This is a genomic window from Streptomyces longwoodensis (genome assembly GCF_001514125.1).
GTDB classification, from domain to species: Bacteria; Actinomycetota; Actinomycetes; order Streptomycetales; family Streptomycetaceae; genus Streptomyces; species Streptomyces longwoodensis.
Genome location: NZ_KQ948550.1, coordinates 870,283 through 887,561, shown reverse-complemented (window position 1 = coordinate 887,561; position 17,279 = coordinate 870,283). Strand labels below are relative to the sequence as shown.

The window sequence follows — 17,279 nt, the reverse complement described above, 5'->3', positions numbered from 1 at the left end:
TCAGGCGGCCGGACCGCCCAGCCACGGGCCGCCCAGTCGCGGGCCGCCCCCGGCGTGCAGGCGTCGGAAGAAGGCCAGTACGCCCGCGGAGCCGCCCGCCCAGGTGGCGCTCGACCGGGCCAGGCCGGTGTCCGGGAACACGGGGTGGGACCAACTGCCGCCGCTGCGGCTCAGGATGAGCAGGGCGACGGTCTCGGCCGCCCGGCGGAACTCCTCGGACGCGGACGCCTCCGCGACGTCGATCATCAACTCCCCCACCCCGGCCAGTCCGCAGCACTGCGTGACCAGCGGCATCCGGGGGGCCAGTGCGGCGCAGGTGCGTGCGGCCCGCTGGGCGAGGTCGAGGTACCGGGGTTCGTCGAGGCGTCGGGCGGCCCGGACGAGTACCGTCCCGATGCCCGCCAGGCCCCGGCACCACGAGCCGTAGCGGCGGGTCGCCCCCGGCTCGGTCGCCGCCGCGACGATGTCCGGCGTCACGGCGGCCAGGCGCGCGGCGGCCTTCTCGGAGCGGCTGATCGCGTCGGGGTCGCCGGTCACGCCGCCGTACTCCAGCAGGAAGCAGGTGACGCCCGCCTCGCCGTGGGCCAGGCCCTCGCCGAGTGCGGCCCTGCCCGCCGTGTCCGCACCGGTGGCGGTGAGCCGGGCGGTGCCCGAGGCCAGCAGCCGGTCGCAGCCGGCGGCGAGGGCGAGGTGCCGGTCCGCGGTGTGCCGGTGACCTGCCCGAAGGGCGTGCCGGGCGAGCAGCAGCTGTCCGAGGCCGACTCCGGCGGCGCCCGCGATCAGGTCCGCCTCCGGGGGTCCACCGTCCGGGGTGCGGTCCGGCAGGTCGGAGTGTGCGGGCCCAGCCTCGACGTCCGTGTCCGCACCCACAGCCTCCTGCCCCCCGAACCCCGCCTCGGCGAGGAAGAGTTGGACGCCCGTGCGTCCCGTGTAGAAGCCGGGCGGCAGGTTCCTGGCCTGCTCGGCCGTCCACCGCGCCAACGCCTCGACGGCCGGGCGCACGTGGGGGCGGTGCGCATGGTGGAGGAGTTCGAGTCCCAGTCCCGCGCTGCCGCCGTAGACGTCGATCGAGGTGGGGACGGCCAGCCGTGCGGCCCGTGCCGGGTCCACGATCGCCTGCGCCTCGGCGACGCAGAAGGCGGTCGTGTGCGCGATCACCTCCTCCAGCAGGTCCCCGTCGATCCGGGGACGCGCGGGCCGGCGGACGGTGGTGACCGTGCCGGTGCGCAGGCGGTCGGCGGCGGCCGTCCGGACGGCCGGGTCGAGGTCCATGAGGCCGGTGACGGCGGACCGTACGGTCCGGTGGGCGCGGCCGGGCAGTGCCGCCGCCAGGCAGGCCAGGGTCCGGTCCCGGTTGACCCGGTGGTCGGCGTCGATGATCACCGGGTCCAGGCCGGTGGCGGCGAAGAAGAGGGTCGCGCCGAGGGCGTAGTGGTCGTCGGCGGGGGCGGCGGGTCCGGTGGCGGGCAGGACCGGCTCGCTGTACCCGGGGGTCGCCCCGCCCGGGCCGGCGCCGTCCAGCTCACTGATCCCGAAGTCGATCAGGTGGCAGTGGCCGGGGCCGGAGTCGTCCAGCACGACGTTGTCGGGCTTGAGGTCGCGGACGACCACGTTCCGGGCGTGGATCGCGTCGAGGACGTGCAGGAGCCGGGACGCCAGCAGGGACAGGGAGCGCCCCGGCCGGGGGTCGTCGTCCCGGTAGGGGCCGTCGCGCAGGACCTCGCGGCGCAGGTCCCGGTCGCCGCAGCTGGTCATCACCAGGTACTCGTCCGACCGGTGGGCGAAGTAGTCCAGTGCGCGGGGCACGCCGGTGACGCCGTCGAGCGCGGTCAGGACCGTGCGTTCGTTGCGCAGCCGGTGGCGGGCGTCGGTACCCGCCTCGTCCTCGGCGACGAAGGCCCTCGCTTGTTTGACCACGACCGGCCGCCCGAGGGTGCGGTCGTACGCGCGGTAGACGTTGCCCCGCGGGGAGCGCGTGATGCCGGCCGTGACCTCGTAGCGGCCACCGCCGAAGCCGGCGGCGGACGGCACGGCGGCCGGGCCGGACGACTCGGCGGCGGGGCCGGACGACTCGGCGGCGGGGCCGGACGGTTCGTCGACGGGTCCGGACGACTCGGCGGGCCCGGAGCCGTGCGTGAAGGGGTCCTCGGCCCAGGGCGGGCACCGGTAGCGGCCGACGGCCAGGCCGTCGAAGACCTGGCCGTCCGGTCCGGTCATGACGGACTCGAGCCGCCCGCTCCGGCCGGTGCGGTAGTCGCCCGTGAAGGGGCCGTAGCGGTAGTAGACCGGGGCGCGCGGGTCGACCCGGCGGTCGCTGACGATCCGCGGGCCCTGCCGGTCCCGCAGGACGGCGGCGAGTTCCCGGGCGACCTGGACCACGGTGCCGGCCAGGGGGTACACGGTGACGGCCTTGCCGACCGCTCCGGCGCCGGCCGTCCCGGAGTTGAGGCGGCGCAGCGTGTCGGGGTCACGGGCGAACTTGGCGTGGCAGACGTGCCGGGACAGCACCGGCAGGACGAGCCGGACCACCTCGTCGAGTTCGCCCGGACGGGCTGAGACGTGCAGTTTCCAGCCGTGTTCCATCGCCGGCATCCGCGGATCGTTCAGGTACGACCAGGTGTCGTCGGACCCACCGCTGCGGCCGGCGAGGGACACGGTCACCGCTAGGTCGTGTCCGCAAAGTCCCGCCGTCCGCCCGGAGGGCGGGCCCTGCGGCGTCCGGTGCGTGCTCTCGGCGTGCCGGGCGGACACCCGCGTACTGGTCGTACTCGGGTGTTCGCGCGGTGCGGCGAGAGTGCGTGCCGGGCGTCGCGGGGCAGGCGGGACTTTGCGGACACGGCCTAGGAGTTCAGATCACAGGCGAAGCGGGTCGTGGCGGTCACCCAGGGGTCGGCGAGACACGCCGTGGGCTCGCGGTCCTCGCGGTCGTCGTCCTCGAACACGATCGCCTCGTCGTCGATCTCCAGCGGACCCTCGTCGCGGAATCGGTCGGCTTCCAGAAGATGCGGCACGGCTACGGGCATCGGGCGCCTCCATGGTCGGTCGTGCGCTGAAGAGTGGGCATGGCCGACGGGGGCGGCGGACCCCTGGCCAAGGACTCGCTGGACCAAGGTAGGGAGGCCGCCGAGTGACTGACAAGAGGTCAGATGACATTGGTCTCAGGCGAGTTGGACCTGTCCGAGAACCGCCTGTCGGGACGTGACGGCCGGTGTGCGGCGTGGCAGGTACATGGCGGAGAAGCGGGGCGGGGCATAGCATCGCAGCGCCCCGGAGGGGCGGTCCACGGTGTCCGGCTCCCCACCGGACGACCCGTGCCGCTCCTTCGCGCACCCGGCCCCGCCGGGGCCGGACTCCCCCACGGATGAAGGAGCAGCAATGCCCCTGGGCACTTGGTTCAGAGCAGGTACGTCCGCCGCGGCGCTCGTCCTCGGCATGGCGGGCACCGCGACCGCCGCCACCGTTCCCGCGAGTACGCCGTCCACCGCTCAGGCGGCGGTGGTGACCCTCCGCTACGACGACAGCCGCGCCGCGGGCTGGGAGTCCGCGATCGCGGCCGGGGTCGCCTCGTGGAACGCGAACGTGAGCAGCGTCCGTCTGGTGGAGGCGGCACCCGGCTCCGCGGCCGAGATCGTGATCGTCGCCACCACGGGCTGGCCGCAGGCCACGCTCGGTCCCGTCCGTCCGGGCCGCCAGGTCCGTGTCGAACTCGGCAGCCAGGCCGTGGACCAGGGCTACAACAAGACCCGGATCGCCGCCCACGAGCTGGGGCACAGCCTCGGCCTGCCGGACACCAAGCCGGGCCCCTGCACCCAGCTGATGTCGGGGTCGAGCGCCGGCACCGCCTGCACCAACGCCACACCGAACGCCGCCGAGCGCTCCCGCGTGCAGTCCACCTACGCGAGCGCCGTCGCCGCGCTCGCGGCCGTGGACGGGCGGACCCTCGTCGACGCGCCCTGACCACACGGCCGTCGAGCGGACGTGCGCCCCGGGGACCGCGAGCAGGTCCCCGGGGCGCGGTGACCGTCGCGCGCGGCGCGGCTGCCGTGGACCCGGGTCCGAGCCGTAGGGCGCCGAGCCGGACGACTTGGAGGCCGAGGCCGCCGTAACCGCCCGCCACCGGGTACTCGTCGATCATGACGCAGCACGGGCAGACACTTCTGTACGTCACGCACGACCGGGCCGGGACGTCCGCGGTGCGCAGCATGGGCACCGCGGAACTCGGCGCCGGGGGCGTTCCCGTGGTGCTGGTTCCGGGGCTGGGCGCGCCCGGCTACCTGCTGCGGACGCTGGAACGCTGTGCCCGGTCGGGTCCGGCGCGGCTGCTGGACGTCCCCGGTCACCGGGACCCCGCCGGGCGCGTCTGCGGGGACACGCTGGGGGCGCTCGCGCACACGGTGGCCCGGTGGCTGACGGACGTGCCCGGCGGCCCCGTGGTGCTGGCCGGGCATTCGACCGGCGCCCAGGTGGCCCTGCACGCCGCCGCGCTGCGTCCCGGGCGCGTACGGGCCCTCGTCCTGATGGCGCCGACGTTCCCGCCCCGGCTGCGCCGCATGGGCCCGCTGGTGGGCGCTGCGTTCCACACGGCCGTCCAGGAGTCGCCCGGCGTCGTACCGGCCGTGCTGCCGTCGTACCTCGCGGCCGGGCCCCGGCGGCTGCTGGCCTGTACGCGCTCCGCGCAGGCGGACGCCCCCGAGGAGGTGCTGCACCGGGTGACCTGCCCGGTGACCGTGGTGGGGGCCGAGCACGACGTCCTCAGCCCGCCCGGGTGGGTGCGGTACCTGGCCGGGCGGGCCACCCGTGGCCGCGCCGTGGTCGTACGCGGGGCGCACGCGTTCCCGCACCGCTACCCGGACGCCACGGCGGAGGTGCTGAACGGGGTGCGGAACGCGCCCGTCTGACGGCCCCTCCGATCGGCGGCTGACCCGCTTCCCCGGTCACGGGGCGACGTGGCGGTCGCACGCCGAGGGGGCCCGGCCGTGTCCGGCCGGGCCCCCTTCACGTGTCGTGCGTATTCACGTGTCGTGCGTGGCGCGCTCCTCGCGCCGGGGCGTCCCGCCCCTACCAGCGGTACCAGCGGCCCCTGCGGCCCGCACCGTCCGCGGAACGGACGACGAAGCCGAGCAGCCACACGACCAGGACGAGCACCGCGATCCACCAGAGAGCCTTCAGGGCGAAGCCCGCACCGAAGAGGATCAGGGCCAGCAGCAGAACCAGAAGCAAGGGAACCATCGTTATCAACCTCCTGGCCCTCGGATGCCCTTACTTCGGCCCTACAAGCACATAAAACGTGAGTTAGTTGAACGAGGTTCGGGGCATATGCAGCCGGCCCGCTGTGCAGCGTTCCCCGGGTCCCGCCCCGCACGCACCACGACCGGCGACCGGCTGGTCAGGGCGTCGGTCCGGCCGTGAGCCGCGGTTGCGGGACAGGACGCAGGACGCCGGCCACGACGACGGTCCGCGGGGTCGGCGTGCCCGACGGCGCTGCTCGGTCCCGGCCCGGCGCAGGACGCGGACCGGGCTCCCGGTAGCGTCACCGGGACACCGGCGTCGCAGGAGGAGGCATCCGCTCGTGGACCTGGGCATCGTCGGGCGGGCCGTCGGGCTGTTCGCCGTCACCAACGTCGACGACCTCGTGGTGCTGGCGTTGTTCTTCGCCCAGGGGGCCGGCCACCGCGGCTCGGCCCGCCGTGTGGTGCTGGGCCAGTACCTGGGGTTCGCCGCGATCCTCGCGGTGGCGGTGGCCGCCGCCTTCGGGGCGACCTTCCTCCCCGGGGCGGCCCTCCCCTACCTCGGGCTGCTGCCGCTCGCCCTCGGCCTCAAGGCCGCCTGGCGGGCGTGGCAGGACCACCGTGAGGGCGGCACGGACGAAGGGGACGGGCGGTCCGGGGCGGGCGGTCCCGGCCCCCTGGAGGTCGCCGCCGTCACGTTCGCCAACGGCGGCGACAACATCGGCGTCTACGTGCCGGTGTTCGCCACGGCCGGCACCGGCGGGATGAGCGTGTACGCCGTGGTGTTCCTCGTCCTGGTGGGGGTGTGGTGCGCCGCCGGCCGGTTCTTCGCCACGCGCCCCGTCGTCGCCGCGGCCCTCGCCCGGTGGGGACACGTATTGCTGCCCCTGGTGCTGGTCACCATCGGCCTGCTCATCCTCGTCGAGGGCGGCGCCTTCGGCCTGTGAGATCCCCGCGCGGCGGGCCCGTCCGCTGCCCGTCGCCGCGGGGCCGGTCAGCCGCGGACGTGCAGTCCGAACCCCGTGCGCCCCGCGGGCTCCAGTCCCTCCTTCAGCTGCAGTGAGGGGATCTCGTAGTCGCCGGCGTTCTGGCGCCGGAACGCGATCGGCTCGGTCGACTCCAGGGTGAGCAGGCGCTGTTGCCACGCCTTGGCGATGTCCGGGTAGGCCTCGTCGGTGACGCGGTCCGTGCCGTACACCACGAACGGCGGGAGCACCTCGAGGCCCGGGTAGTAGAGGATGCCGTGCTGGATCGGGAACAGCAGGTCGTCGATGGGGCCGTTGATCCCGCGAGCGGCGTAGTGCGACTCGGGGCCGCCGGCGGTCACCGACAGCAGGGCCCTGCGGCCCGCGAGGGTGCCCTCGCCGAAGCGGTCGCCGTAGTGCGTGTCGCTGTGCTCGCCGACCCCGTAGGCGAAGTGGTACGTGAAGACCCGGTCCACCCAGCCCTTGAGGATCGCGGGCATCGAGTACCACCACAGCGGGAACTGGAGGATGACCGTGTCGGCCCACAGCAGCTTCTCCTGCTCGGCACGGACGTCCGGCGTGAGCGTCCCGGCGTCGAAGGCGCGGCCCGAGTCCCGGGCCACCCGCAACGGGCGGGAGGCGTGCGGGCCGTAGTCCTCCGCGTCGACGACCGCCTTCCAGTTCATCGCGTACAGGTCGCTCACCCGCACCTCGTGCCCGGCGCCCTCGAGCGTGGACACCGCGAGGTCCTTCAGCGAGCCGTTCAGGGAGCGGGGCTCCGGGTGGGCGTGGACGATCAGCGTCTTCATGGCAACTCCTTCGGATCGGACGCCTCCGATCCTGGACGCCGCGGCGCCCGGCGTTCAGGGGCCCGCGTTCCGTCGGACGGGACTTCCTGGTACCGGCAGGACCACCTTCACCCGCGACGCCGCGGCCATACTGGGGCCATGGACGATCTCGCGGGCTTCCTGCGGACCCGGCGCTCCCGCGTCGACCCGGCGGCCGTCGGCATCCCCACCGACAGCCGGCGCCGGGTCAAGGGGCTGCGCCGCGAAGAGGTCGCGCACCTGTCCGGCGTCAGCGTCGACTACTACGTCCGCCTGGAGCAGGGCCGGGCGACCCAGCCCTCCGACCAGGTCCTCGACGCCCTCGCCCGGGTCCTCGCCCTCGACGAGACCGAGCGCGAGCACCTCCACCGGCTCGCCTGCCAGCGCCGCCGCGCGAAGGTGCCGGGCGGGCGGGTCCGCCCCGAACTGCTGCGCGTCCTCGACCTGGTGGCCGACGGACCCGCGCTGATCACGAACCACCGCCTCGACGTGCTCGCCTCCAACCGCCTCGCCGGGCTCCTCTACGGCCGGCCGGTGCCGGGCCTGAACACCGCACGGCACCTCTTCCTGGAGGAGGCCGAGCGCGGGCTCCACGCGGACTGGGAGACCTGCACCCTCGACGTGGTCGGGCACCTGCGCCTGGCCGCCGGGAAGTACCCCGAGGACCCCCGACTGGCATCCCGCGTGGGCGAGTTGGCGATGGGCAGCGAGCGCTTCCGCCGCCTGTGGGCCCGCGCCGACGTGCGCGCCCGCACCTACGGGCGCAAGGCCTACCGGCACCCGCTGGTCGGGCTGCTGGAACTGCACCAGGAGAACTTCGTCCTGCCGAACGAGGCGGGCATGGAACTGGTCGTGCTGTCCGCGCCCCCCGGCAGCCCCGCCGAGGACGGACTGCGCCTGCTCGCGAGCCTCGATACGACCGGCCCGACCGGCCCGACTGGCAGGACCGACCCGACCGGCCCGACCGGCAGAACCGACCCGACCGGTCCGACCGACCCGACCGGCCCGGCCAACACGGCCGGCACGACCGACACCGCCGACGTGCCCGCGCCCCCCACCCGCAGTCCCAGGTGAAGGCTCCGTTGCCGCGCGTGACGCGCCCGGCCGCGCCGCGGTGCCGCAACAGGTCGATACGGCCCTTCATCGGGTGAACTCGCCCCGCCCCACGGCACTTTCCTTGTTTCAAGTCTTGACGACCGGCCCGTCGGGGAGCACATTGGCGTCGCTTTGAGAGCGCTCTCAGGCCGCTCTCCGAGCCACCCGCGCACCCCACCCGTACCGGGAGGCACTCCCCATGTCCGCAAGCTCCCGCACCCCCAGACGGCGGCGCGTCCTCGTCGCCGTGCTGTCCACGCTCGGCCTCGCGGCCGCCGTCGCGACCGGCGTCACCCCGTCCGCCAACGCCTCGGCCCCCACCCCGCCCTCGGGCTGGACGCAGGTCTTCCTCGACGACTTCAACGGCGCCGCCGGCACCGGCGTCAACACCTCCAACTGGCAGTACGACCTGGGCACGTCGTACCCGGGCGGCGCCCCCAACTGGGGCACCGGCGAGGTCGAGACGATGACCAACAGCACCAGCAACGTCGCGCTCGACGGCAGCGGCAACCTGAAGATCACGCCGCTGCGCGACTCCTCGGGCCGCTGGACCTCGGGCCGCATCGAGACGGTCCGCACGGACTTCCAGCCCCCGGCCGGCGGCAAGCTCCGCGTCGAGGGCCGCATCCAGATGCCCAACGTCACCGGCACGGCCGCCGAGGGCTACTGGCCGGCGTTCTGGATGCTGGGCGCGCCCTACCGCGGCAACTACCAGAACTGGCCGTCCGTCGGCGAGATGGACATCATGGAGAACGTCCAGGGCCTCAACCGCGTGTGGGCGACCCTGCACTGCGGCACCAACCCCGGCGGCCCGTGCAACGAGACGACCGGCATCGGCAACAACGTCGCCTGCCCGAACACGACGTGCCAGTCCGGGTTCCACACCTACGCGCTGGAGTGGGACCGCTCGGTGAGCCCGGAGGCGCTGCGCTTCTCCGTCGACGGCGTTACCTACCACACCGTGACGGCCAACCAGGTGGACGCGACGACTTGGGCCAACGCCACCAACCACGGCTACTTCGTCATCCTGAACGTGGCGATGGGCGGCGGCTTCCCGGACGCCTTCGGCGGCGGCCTGGACAACGACACCCAGCCGGGCCACCCGATGGTCGTGGACTACGTGCAGGTGCTCCAGTCCGGCGGCGGTGGGAGCGGTACCACTCCTCCCCCGTCGGGCAACCGTGACGCCTACGGCACGATCCAGGCCGAGTCCTACGACAGCCAGTCCGGCCTGAGCACCGAGACCACCAGCGACAGCGGCGGCGGCCAGGACGTGGGCTGGGCGGCCAACGGCGACTGGGCCCTGTACAAGGGCGTCAACTTCGGCTCCAGCGCGGCCCGGCAGTTCTCCGCCCGGGTCGCGAGCGGCGCGGCGAGCGGTGTCAGCGGTCTGGTCGAGGTGCGCCTGGACAGCCGCAGCAACGCGCCGATCGGCAGCTTCGCCGTGGGCAACACCGGTGGCTGGCAGACCTGGAAGACGGTCCCGGCCAACATCAGCGGGGTGACCGGCACGCACGACGTCTACCTGACCTTCAGCAGCGGCCAGCCGGCCGACTTCGTGAACGTCAACTGGTTCACCTTCGGCCACTGACCTCCCGCGGCCGACGTCGGGTCACCCACCGGCGCCGCACCCCTTCCCCGCACACCGAACGGGCCCCGCTCACCGAAGCGGGGCCCGTTCCGCGCGTACGGGGGCCACTCCCGCCGGCCGCACCCTCAGCGCATCTCCGCGCGGAACTGCGCCGGCGTCAGGTCCGTGTGCTGCTGGAAGAACTTGGAGAAGTTCGCCGGGTCGGGGAAGCCGACCGCCGCGCCGACCCGGCCGATCGGCAGGTCGCTGTGCGCGAGCAGGCGCTTGGCCTCCAGGACCACCCGCCGGTCGATGAACGCCTTGGGGGTCAGCCCGGTCGCGGCGCGCACGGCGCGCACCAGGGTGCGCCGGGAGTAACCGAGCGCGTCGGCGTAGGCGCTGACGCTGTGGTTGGTGGGGAAGCCCTCCTCCACGGCCTCGCGGAAGAGGCTGAAGGTGGTGTCGGCGCGGCGCTCCGCCTCGGCGGAACTGGCCGCGAGGTGCGCGAGGCGCAGCAGCAGGGCCGTCAGGGCGTGGCGCAGGACGGCCGTGTGCAGGCTGAGCGGGAGGGTGGCGGCGTCCTCGTACTCCCGTTGCAGGTAGGCCAGGGCGGCCCGCAGCGCGGTGAGCTGGTCGGGGCCGGGGCGCAGGAGCGGCGGGAGGTCGTAGCGGTACAGGCCGGTCGCCTCGACGGTGGCGCGCGGCAGGAAGCCGGGTTGCATGGTCAGGACGGTTCCGCGGTACCCGCTGTTGGAGAAGCGGTGCACCTGTCCGGGCCGGATCCAGAGCAGGTCCCCGGCGGTCGCCTCGTACTCGGCGAAGTCGACCATGTGCCGGACGGGTCCCGCGGAGAACAGCATGACGACGTGGAAGTCGATCCGGTGCACACGGTCCGGTGCGGCGTCGGCGGCGCGCCAGGTGCGGCCGGTGCCCATCGGGCCGACGTGCATGCCGACGCCGCCGACGCTGAGGTCGGCCGGGAAGGGGAAGGTCCTGATCTCACCGTCAGGCGCGAGGCCGCCGGGCCGGGCGGTCCCACGGGAGCCCGGCCTGTCCGCCATGTCCGCCATATCCGTCTCACGCTGCTTTCACGCCGCTCGTACCGCCTCGCACGGGCTCGGGCCGCCGTGCGGCCGGGGTCCGGGTGCGGGGGTGTCCCACTTTCACCACAGGCTGACACACCCCGACCTACCGAACGAAAAGTCTGACTTTTAAGGTCGAACGCGTCTGACCAGCAAGACCGCACTGTTCCACAACCTTTTGAAGGGGACTGCTTCCAGATGAGCACGCAGACGCCCGACACCCTGGAGTGGACCGATATCGACCGGCGTGCCGTCGACACCGCACGGGTGCTCGCGGCGGACGCCGTCCAGCAGGTCGGCAACGGCCACCCGGGGACGGCGATGAGCCTGGCCCCGGCCGCGTACACGCTCTTCCAGAAGGTGATGCGGCACGACCCGGCGGACCCCGAGTGGACCGGCCGTGACCGCTTCGTCCTCTCCCCCGGCCACACCTCGCTGACGCTGTACACGCAGCTCTACCTCGCGGGGTACGAGCTCGGCCTCGACGACCTGAAGGCCTTCCGCACCCACGGCTCCAAGACTCCCGGCCACCCCGAGTACGGGCACACCGCCGGCGTGGAGACCACCACCGGACCGCTCGGCCAGGGCGCCGCCAACGCCGTCGGTATGGCGATGGCCGCCCGCTACGAGCGCGGCCTGTTCGACCCGGAGGCCCCGGCCGGGGAGTCGCCTTTCGACCACGTGATCTGGGCGATCGTCTCCGACGGCGACCTCCAGGAGGGCGTCTCCGGCGAGGCGTCGTCGCTGGCCGGCCACCAGAAGCTGGGCAACCTGGTCTTCCTCTACGACGACAACCACATCTCCATCGAGGGCGACACCGCCACCGCCTTCTCCGAGGACGTCCTCAAGCGGTACGAGGCGTACGGCTGGCACACCCAGCGCATCGAGCCCGCCGAGAACGGCGACGTCGACGTGCACGCCCTGTACGCGGCCCTCACGGCGGCCCGGGCGGAGACCGGCCGGCCGTCCATCATCGCGATGCGCACGATCATCGCCTGGCCCGCCCCGAACGCGCAGAACACCGAGGCCGCCCACGGCTCCGCGCTCGGCGCGGACGAGGTCGCCGCCACCAAGCGCGTCCTCGGCTTCGACCCGGAGAAGACCTTCGAGGTGGCCGACGAGGTGCTGGCCCACACCCGCCGGGCCCTGGACCGGGGCGCCGAGGCGCACGCGGCCTGGGACAAGCAGCTCGCCGGGTGGCGCAGCGGCGAGCCGGAGCGCGCCCGCCTCTTCGACCGGGTCGTGGCCGGTCAGCTGCCCGAGGGCTGGGAGGAGTCCCTGCCGGTCTTCGAGGAGGGCGGGTCCGTCGCCACCCGGGCCGCCTCCGGGAAGGTCCTCCAGGCGCTCGGCCCGGTCCTGCCCGAGCTGTGGGGCGGCTCCGCCGACCTGGCCGGCTCGAACAACACCACCATCGACAAGTCCAGCTCCTTCCTGCCGGAGGGCAACCCGCTGCCCGAGGCGAGCCCGTACGGCCGTACGGTCCACTTCGGCATCCGCGAGTTCTCCATGGCCGCGGAGATGAACGGCGTCGCCCTGCACGGCAACACCCGGATCTACGGCGGCACCTTCCTGACGTTCTCCGACTACATGCGCAACGCGGTGCGCATGTCGGCGCTGATGCAGCTGCCGGTGACGTACGTGTGGACGCACGACTCCATCGGCCTCGGCGAGGACGGCCCGACGCACCAGCCGGTCGAGCACCTGGCCGCGCTGCGGGCCATTCCGGGCCTGAACGTCGTCCGCCCGGCGGACGCCAACGAGACCGCCGCCGCCTGGGCCGAGATCCTGAAGAGGCACGCCACGCACCCGGCCCCGCACGGGCTCGCGCTGACCCGCCAGGGCGTGCCGACGTACGCGCCGAACCCGGACGCGGCCAAGGGCGGCTACGTGCTGCGCGAGTCGTCCACCGAGACCCCGGAGGTGATCATCGTCGCCACCGGTTCCGAGGTGCAGCTGGCGGTCGCCGCCCGTGAGCTGCTGGAGGCCGAGGGGACCGGCACACGCGTGGTGTCGATGCCGTCGGTGGAGTGGTTCGAGGAGCAGCCGCGCGCCTACCGCGAGAGCGTCCTGCCGCCCGCCGTCCGGGCGCGCGTCGCCGTCGAGGCCGGGATCGGCCTGACCTGGTACCGCTACGTCGGCGACGCGGGCCGCATCGTGTCGCTGGAGCACTTCGGCGCCTCCGCCGACGCGAAGACCCTGTTCGCCGAGTACGGCTTCACCCCCGAGAACGTCGCCGCCGCGGCCCGGGAATCCCTGGCCGCCACCCGCGGTTGATCCGACCGCCGAAAGAAGATGATCACAGTGACCGAATCCACCGCGCCGACCGCGGGGCCCCTCGAGCGGCTGTCCGCCGAGGGTGTGTCGATCTGGCTCGACGACCTGTCGCGCCGGCGCATCGAGAGCGGCAACCTCGCCGAGCTCGTGCGCACCGGCAGCGTCGTCGGCGTCACCACCAACCCGTCGATCTTCCAGGCGGCCATCGGCTCGGGCGAGGGCTACGAGGAGCAGCTGGCCGACCTGGCGGCGCGCCGGGTCACCGTCGACGAGGCCGTCCGCATGATGACGACCGCCGACGTGCGGGCCGCCGCCGACGTGCTGCGCCCGGTGTACGACGCGACCGGCGGCCGGGACGGCCGGGTCTCCATCGAGGTCGACCCGCGCCTGGCGCACGACACCCGGGCCACGGTCGCCGAGGCCAAGCAGCTCGCCTGGCTGGTGGACCGCCCCAACGTGATGGTCAAGATCCCCGCGACGAAGGCGGGCCTGCCGGCCATCACCGAGGTCATCGGCCTCGGCATCAGCGTGAACGTGACGCTGATCTTCTCGCTGGAGCGCTACGGCGAGGTCATGGACGCCTACCTGGCCGGTCTGGAGAAGGCCGCCGCCCGGGGCCTGGACCTGTCCACGATCCACTCGGTGGCCTCGTTCTTCGTCTCCCGGGTGGACAGCGAGATCGACAAGCGGCTCACCGTCCTCGGCAGCGAGGAGGCCCTGGCGCTCAAGGGCCGCGCGGCCCTGGCGAACGCCCGCCTGGCCTACGCGGCGTACGAGGAGGTCTTCTCCGGGCCGCGCTGGCTCGCGCTCGCGGGGGCGAAGGCCACCAAGCAGCGTCCGCTGTGGGCGTCCACCGGGGTGAAGGACCCCGCGTACAAGGACACCCTGTATGTGGACGAGCTGGTCGCGCCCGGCACCGTCAACACGATGCCGGAGGCCACCCTGAACGCGGTCGCCGACCACGGCGTCATCAGCGGCGACACCGTCACCGGCGGCTACGCGCAGGCCCGCGCCGACCTCGCGGCCGTCGAGCGCCTCGGCATCTCCTACGACGAGGTGGTGCGGCGCCTGGAGGACGAGGGCGTCGGCAAGTTCGAGGCGGCCTGGCAGGAGCTGCTGGACGCGGTCACGAAGTCGCTCGACAGCAAGGGAGTTGACGCGGAATGACCACCCCCGTGTGGACCAACCCGCTCCGGGACCCGGGCGACCGGCGGCTGCCGAGGATCGCCGGCCCGTCGGGGCTCGTGATCTTCGGGGTCACGGGCGACCTGTCCCGCAAGAAGCTGATGCCGGCCGTGTACGACCTGGCCAACCGGGGCCTGCTGCCGCCGGGCTTCTCGCTGGTCGGCTTCGCCCGCCGCGACTGGGCGGACCAGGACTTCGCGCAGGTCGTGCACGACGCGGTGCGCGAGCACGCGCGCACCGAGTTCCGCGAGGAGGTCTGGCAGCAGCTCGCCGAGGGCATGCGGTTCATCCCCGGCGACTTCGACGACGACACCGCCTTCAAGCAGCTGCGCGACGCGGTCGAGGAGCTGGACGCCTCGCGCGGCACCGGCGGCAACTTCGCCTTCTACCTCTCCGTGCCGCCGAAGTTCTTCCCCAAGGTCGTCGAGCAGCTGAAGAAGCACGGCCTGGCGAAGGCGCCGGAGGGCTCCTGGCGGCGGGCGGTCATCGAGAAGCCGTTCGGCCACGACCTGGCCAGCGCCCAGCAGCTGAACGCCATCGTGCACGACGTCTTCGCGCCCGACCAGGTCTTCCGCATCGACCACTACCTGGGCAAGGAGACCGTCCAGAACATCCTGGCGCTGCGCTTCGCCAACCAGATGTTCGAGCCGATCTGGAACCGGTCGTACGTCGACCACATCCAGATCACCATGGCGGAGGACATCGGCATCGGCGGCCGGGCGGGCTACTACGACGGCATCGGCTCGGCCCGGGACGTCATCCAGAACCACCTGCTGCAGCTGATGGCGCTCACCGCGATGGAGGAACCGGCGTCGTTCGACGCCTCCTCCCTGCTCACCGAGAAGCTGAAGGTGCTCAAGGCGGTGAAGCTGCCCGAGGACCTGGGCGAGCACACCGTGCGCGGCCAGTACGCGGCCGGCTGGCAGGGCGGCGCGCAGGTGCCCGGCTACCTGGAGGAGGAGGGCATCGACCCGGCCTCCACGACCGACACCTACGCCGCCGTCCGGCTGAACGTGGACAACCGCCGCTGGGCGGGCGTGCCCTTCTACCTGCGCACCGGCAAGCGCCTCGGGCGGCGGGTCACGGAGATCGCCGTGGTCTTCCAGCGCGCCCCGCACTCGCCGTTCGACTCGACGGCCACCGAGGAGCTCGGGGCGAACGCCATCGTCATCCGGGTCCAGCCCGACGAGGGCATCACCGTCCGCTTCGGCTCGAAGGTGCCGGGCACGTCCATGGAGATCCGGGACGTGACGATGGACTTCGCGTACGGCGAGTCGTTCACCGAGTCCAGCCCCGAGGCGTACGAGCGCCTCATCCTGGACGTGCTGCTCGGCGACGCCAACCTGTTCCCGCGCCACCAGGAAGTGGAAGAGTCCTGGAAGATCCTCGACCCGATCGAGGAGTACTGGGCGACGAACGGCAGGCCGGCCCAGTACGCGTCGGGCAGCTGGGGACCCGAGGAAGCGTACGAGATGCTCGCACGAGACGGACGGAGCTGGCGCAGGCCATGAAGATCGACCTGACCGACACCACGGCAAGCAAGATCAACAAGGCGTTGGTGCAGGGCCGCCGCGCCATCGGCACCCCGGCCGTGGGCATGGTCCTGACGATGGTCATCGTCACGGACGAGGAGAACGCCTACGACGCCCTCAAGGCGGCCGAGGAGGCCTCGCACGAGCACCCCTCGCGCACCCTGCTCGTCATCAAGCGGCACGCCCGCACCCCCCGGGAACGCACCCGGTCGCGGCTGGACGCCGAGGTCCGGGTGGGCTCCGAGGCGGGCACCGGCGAGACGGTGGTGCTGCGCACCTACGGCGAGGTGTCCGACCACGCCGACTCGGTGGTGCTGCCGCTGCTGCTGCCGGACGCCCCGGTCGTCGTGTGGTGGCCGGTGGACGCGCCCGGGGTGCCCTCCAAGGACCCGCTGGGCGCCCTGGCACAGCGCAGGATCACCGACCTGTACGCGGTGGAGAACCCGCTGCGGACCCTGGAGGACCGGGCGCGCTCCTACGCCCCCGGCGACACCGACCTCGCGTGGACGCGGCTCACCCCGTGGCGCTCGATGCTGGCCGCGGCCCTGGACCAGGCCCGGGTGCCGGTCGTCTCCGCCGCGGTGGAGGCCGAGGCGGAGAACCCGGCCGCCGAGCTGCTGGCCCGCTGGCTGGAGGCGCGGCTGCGGGTGCCGGTGGACCGGGTGGTCTCCGACGGTCCGGTCGTCACCGCCGTACGGCTGGGCACCGCCGACGGCGACGTCGTGATCGACCGGCCGGAGGGCCCGCTCGCCACGCTGTCCCTGCCGGGCCAGCCCTCGCGCACCCTCGCGCTGAAGGTGCGCTCCACCTCCGAACTCATCGCCGAGGAGCTGCGCCGCCTCGACGCCGACGAGATGTACGCCGTCGCCCTGCGCGGCGAGGCCCACGAGGAGACCCCCGCCCATGTCTGAGACCCCGTTGCTCACGCACCGGCCCGAGTGGGCCGCCCTGGAGGACCACCGCGCGCACTGGCAGGCGCACCTGCGCGAGCTGTTCGCGGCGGACCCCGGCCGCGCGGAGCGCTATGTGGTGCGCGTCGGTGACCTGCGCATCGACTACTCCAAGCACCTGATCACCGACGAGACGCTGTCGCTGCTGCAGGAACTGGCCACCGCCACCGACGTGTTCGGGCTGCGGGACGCGATGTTCCGCGGCGAGAAGATCAACATCACCGAGCACCGGGCGGTGCTGCACACCGCGCTGCGGGCTCCCGCGGACGCGGTGGTCGAGGTGGACGGCGAGAACGTCGTCCCGGCGGTGCACGCGGTGCTGGACCGGATGGCCGACTTCTCCGAGCGGGTGCGGTCCGGGGAGTGGACCGGGCACACCGGCCGGCGGATCCGCACCGTCGTCAACATCGGCATCGGCGGCTCGGACCTGGGCCCGGCGATGGCGTACGAGGTGCTGCGCCCCTACGCGGACCGGGAGTTGACGGTCCGGTTCGTCTCCAACGTCGACGGCGCCGACCTGCACGAGGCGACCCGCGACCTGGACCCGGCGGAGACGCTGTTCATCGTCGCG

General features: G+C 73.4%; 15 protein-coding genes. 10 read left to right on the top strand and 5 right to left on the bottom strand.

Translation table 11 applies throughout. From position 1 onward, the window contains the following. A complete protein-coding gene (lanL, locus tag AQJ30_RS08745; protein ID WP_067230696.1) occupies positions 1-2,661 on the bottom strand; it encodes a class IV lanthionine synthetase LanL in 2,661 nt (886 codons plus the stop codon). A 179-nt stretch (positions 2,662-2,840) separates the two neighbouring features. After that, the gene (locus tag AQJ30_RS08740) at positions 2,841-3,023 is read right to left on the bottom strand and encodes an SflA family class IV lanthipeptide (protein ID WP_067230693.1); all 183 of its coding nucleotides are present in this window, start codon (positions 3,021-3,023) and stop codon (positions 2,841-2,843) included. Positions 3,024-3,375: 352 nt separating this feature from the next. On the opposite strand from AQJ30_RS08740, the gene AQJ30_RS08735 reads away from it, so the two are divergent. Further along, positions 3,376-3,957: a snapalysin family zinc-dependent metalloprotease gene (locus AQJ30_RS08735; RefSeq protein ID WP_067230690.1), complete on the top strand. Its 582-nt coding sequence runs from the start codon at positions 3,376-3,378 to the stop codon at positions 3,955-3,957. Positions 3,958-4,133: 176 nt separating this feature from the next. Continuing rightward, positions 4,134-4,898 carry an alpha/beta fold hydrolase gene (locus AQJ30_RS08730; protein WP_067230688.1) on the top strand — a complete coding sequence of 255 codons (765 nt, stop codon included), beginning with the start codon at positions 4,134-4,136 and terminating at the stop codon, positions 4,896-4,898. 160 nt (positions 4,899-5,058) lie between these two features. On the opposite strand, the gene AQJ30_RS08725 is transcribed toward AQJ30_RS08730, so the two are convergent. Further along, positions 5,059-5,229 (bottom strand): hydrophobic protein, encoded by a 171-nt coding sequence (locus AQJ30_RS08725; protein ID WP_067230685.1) that lies wholly within the window; start codon positions 5,227-5,229, stop codon positions 5,059-5,061. Between the two features lie 340 nt (positions 5,230-5,569). On the opposite strand from AQJ30_RS08725, the gene AQJ30_RS08720 reads away from it, so the two are divergent. Then, positions 5,570-6,175: a cadmium resistance transporter gene (locus AQJ30_RS08720; protein WP_067230682.1), complete on the top strand. Its 606-nt coding sequence runs from the start codon at positions 5,570-5,572 to the stop codon at positions 6,173-6,175. Between the two features lie 47 nt (positions 6,176-6,222). On the opposite strand, the gene AQJ30_RS08715 is transcribed toward AQJ30_RS08720, so the two are convergent. Next, on the bottom strand, positions 6,223-7,002 hold the full coding sequence (locus tag AQJ30_RS08715) for an NAD(P)H-dependent oxidoreductase (RefSeq protein ID WP_067230680.1): 780 nt from the start codon (positions 7,000-7,002) through the stop codon (positions 6,223-6,225). A gap of 138 nt (positions 7,003-7,140) precedes the next feature. Between AQJ30_RS08715 and AQJ30_RS08710 the strand changes: the two genes are divergently transcribed. After that, positions 7,141-8,094, top strand: a complete 954-nt coding sequence (locus AQJ30_RS08710; protein WP_079083921.1) for a helix-turn-helix transcriptional regulator — start codon at positions 7,141-7,143, stop codon at positions 8,092-8,094. A gap of 220 nt (positions 8,095-8,314) precedes the next feature. Further along, a complete protein-coding gene (locus AQJ30_RS08705; protein ID WP_067230677.1) occupies positions 8,315-9,706 on the top strand; it encodes a glycoside hydrolase family 16 protein in 1,392 nt (463 codons plus the stop codon). 125 nt (positions 9,707-9,831) lie between these two features. Here the strand turns inward: AQJ30_RS08705 and AQJ30_RS08700 are convergent, their stop codons facing one another. Next, complete coding sequence (locus tag AQJ30_RS08700; protein WP_067231045.1) at positions 9,832-10,746, bottom strand: helix-turn-helix transcriptional regulator; 915 nt, start codon at positions 10,744-10,746, stop codon at positions 9,832-9,834. Positions 10,747-10,965: 219 nt separating this feature from the next. Here AQJ30_RS08700 and tkt point away from each other — a divergent pair, with 219 nt between their 5' ends. The 5 genes from tkt to AQJ30_RS39260 all read left to right on the top strand — a co-directional run. Next, complete coding sequence (gene tkt, locus AQJ30_RS08695; protein ID WP_067230674.1) at positions 10,966-13,041, top strand: transketolase; 2,076 nt, start codon at positions 10,966-10,968, stop codon at positions 13,039-13,041. A gap of 18 nt (positions 13,042-13,059) precedes the next feature. Continuing rightward, positions 13,060-14,208 (top strand): transaldolase, encoded by a 1,149-nt coding sequence (tal, locus tag AQJ30_RS08690; RefSeq protein WP_067230671.1) that lies wholly within the window; start codon positions 13,060-13,062, stop codon positions 14,206-14,208. After that, positions 14,205-15,737 (top strand): glucose-6-phosphate dehydrogenase, encoded by a 1,533-nt coding sequence (gene zwf, locus AQJ30_RS08685; RefSeq protein WP_067230669.1) that lies wholly within the window; start codon positions 14,205-14,207, stop codon positions 15,735-15,737. The genes tal and zwf overlap by 4 nt, the downstream gene beginning before the upstream one ends. Continuing rightward, positions 15,734-16,669 carry a glucose-6-phosphate dehydrogenase assembly protein OpcA gene (gene opcA, locus AQJ30_RS08680; RefSeq protein ID WP_067230666.1) on the top strand — a complete coding sequence of 312 codons (936 nt, stop codon included), beginning with the start codon at positions 15,734-15,736 and terminating at the stop codon, positions 16,667-16,669. The genes zwf and opcA overlap by 4 nt, the downstream gene beginning before the upstream one ends. Continuing rightward, a partial coding sequence (locus tag AQJ30_RS39260) for a glucose-6-phosphate isomerase (RefSeq protein WP_483855233.1) occupies positions 16,662-17,279 on the top strand: 618 nt, incomplete at its 3' end. The genes opcA and AQJ30_RS39260, both read left to right, overlap by 8 nt.

Excerpts from the sequence above, each read along its gene's own strand:
- AQJ30_RS08740 (WP_067230693.1), bottom strand. The coding sequence starts at position 3,023 with ATGCCCGTAGCCGTGCCGCATCTTCTGGAAGCCGACCGATTCCGCGAC.
- AQJ30_RS08735 (WP_067230690.1), top strand. The coding sequence starts at position 3,376 with ATGCCCCTGGGCACTTGGTTCAGAGCAGGTACGTCCGCCGCGGCGCTC.
- AQJ30_RS08730 (WP_067230688.1), top strand. The coding sequence starts at position 4,134 with ATGACGCAGCACGGGCAGACACTTCTGTACGTCACGCACGACCGGGCC.
- AQJ30_RS08725 (WP_067230685.1), bottom strand. The coding sequence starts at position 5,229 with ATGGTTCCCTTGCTTCTGGTTCTGCTGCTGGCCCTGATCCTCTTCGGT.
- AQJ30_RS08715 (WP_067230680.1), bottom strand. The coding sequence starts at position 7,002 with ATGAAGACGCTGATCGTCCACGCCCACCCGGAGCCCCGCTCCCTGAAC.
- AQJ30_RS08710 (WP_079083921.1), top strand. The coding sequence starts at position 7,141 with ATGGACGATCTCGCGGGCTTCCTGCGGACCCGGCGCTCCCGCGTCGAC.
- AQJ30_RS08705 (WP_067230677.1), top strand. The coding sequence starts at position 8,315 with ATGTCCGCAAGCTCCCGCACCCCCAGACGGCGGCGCGTCCTCGTCGCC.
- AQJ30_RS08700 (WP_067231045.1), bottom strand. The coding sequence starts at position 10,746 with ATGGCGGACAGGCCGGGCTCCCGTGGGACCGCCCGGCCCGGCGGCCTC.
- tkt (WP_067230674.1), top strand. The coding sequence starts at position 10,966 with ATGAGCACGCAGACGCCCGACACCCTGGAGTGGACCGATATCGACCGG.
- tal (WP_067230671.1), top strand. The coding sequence starts at position 13,060 with ATGATCACAGTGACCGAATCCACCGCGCCGACCGCGGGGCCCCTCGAG.
- zwf (WP_067230669.1), top strand. The coding sequence starts at position 14,205 with ATGACCACCCCCGTGTGGACCAACCCGCTCCGGGACCCGGGCGACCGG.
- opcA (WP_067230666.1), top strand. The coding sequence starts at position 15,734 with ATGAAGATCGACCTGACCGACACCACGGCAAGCAAGATCAACAAGGCG.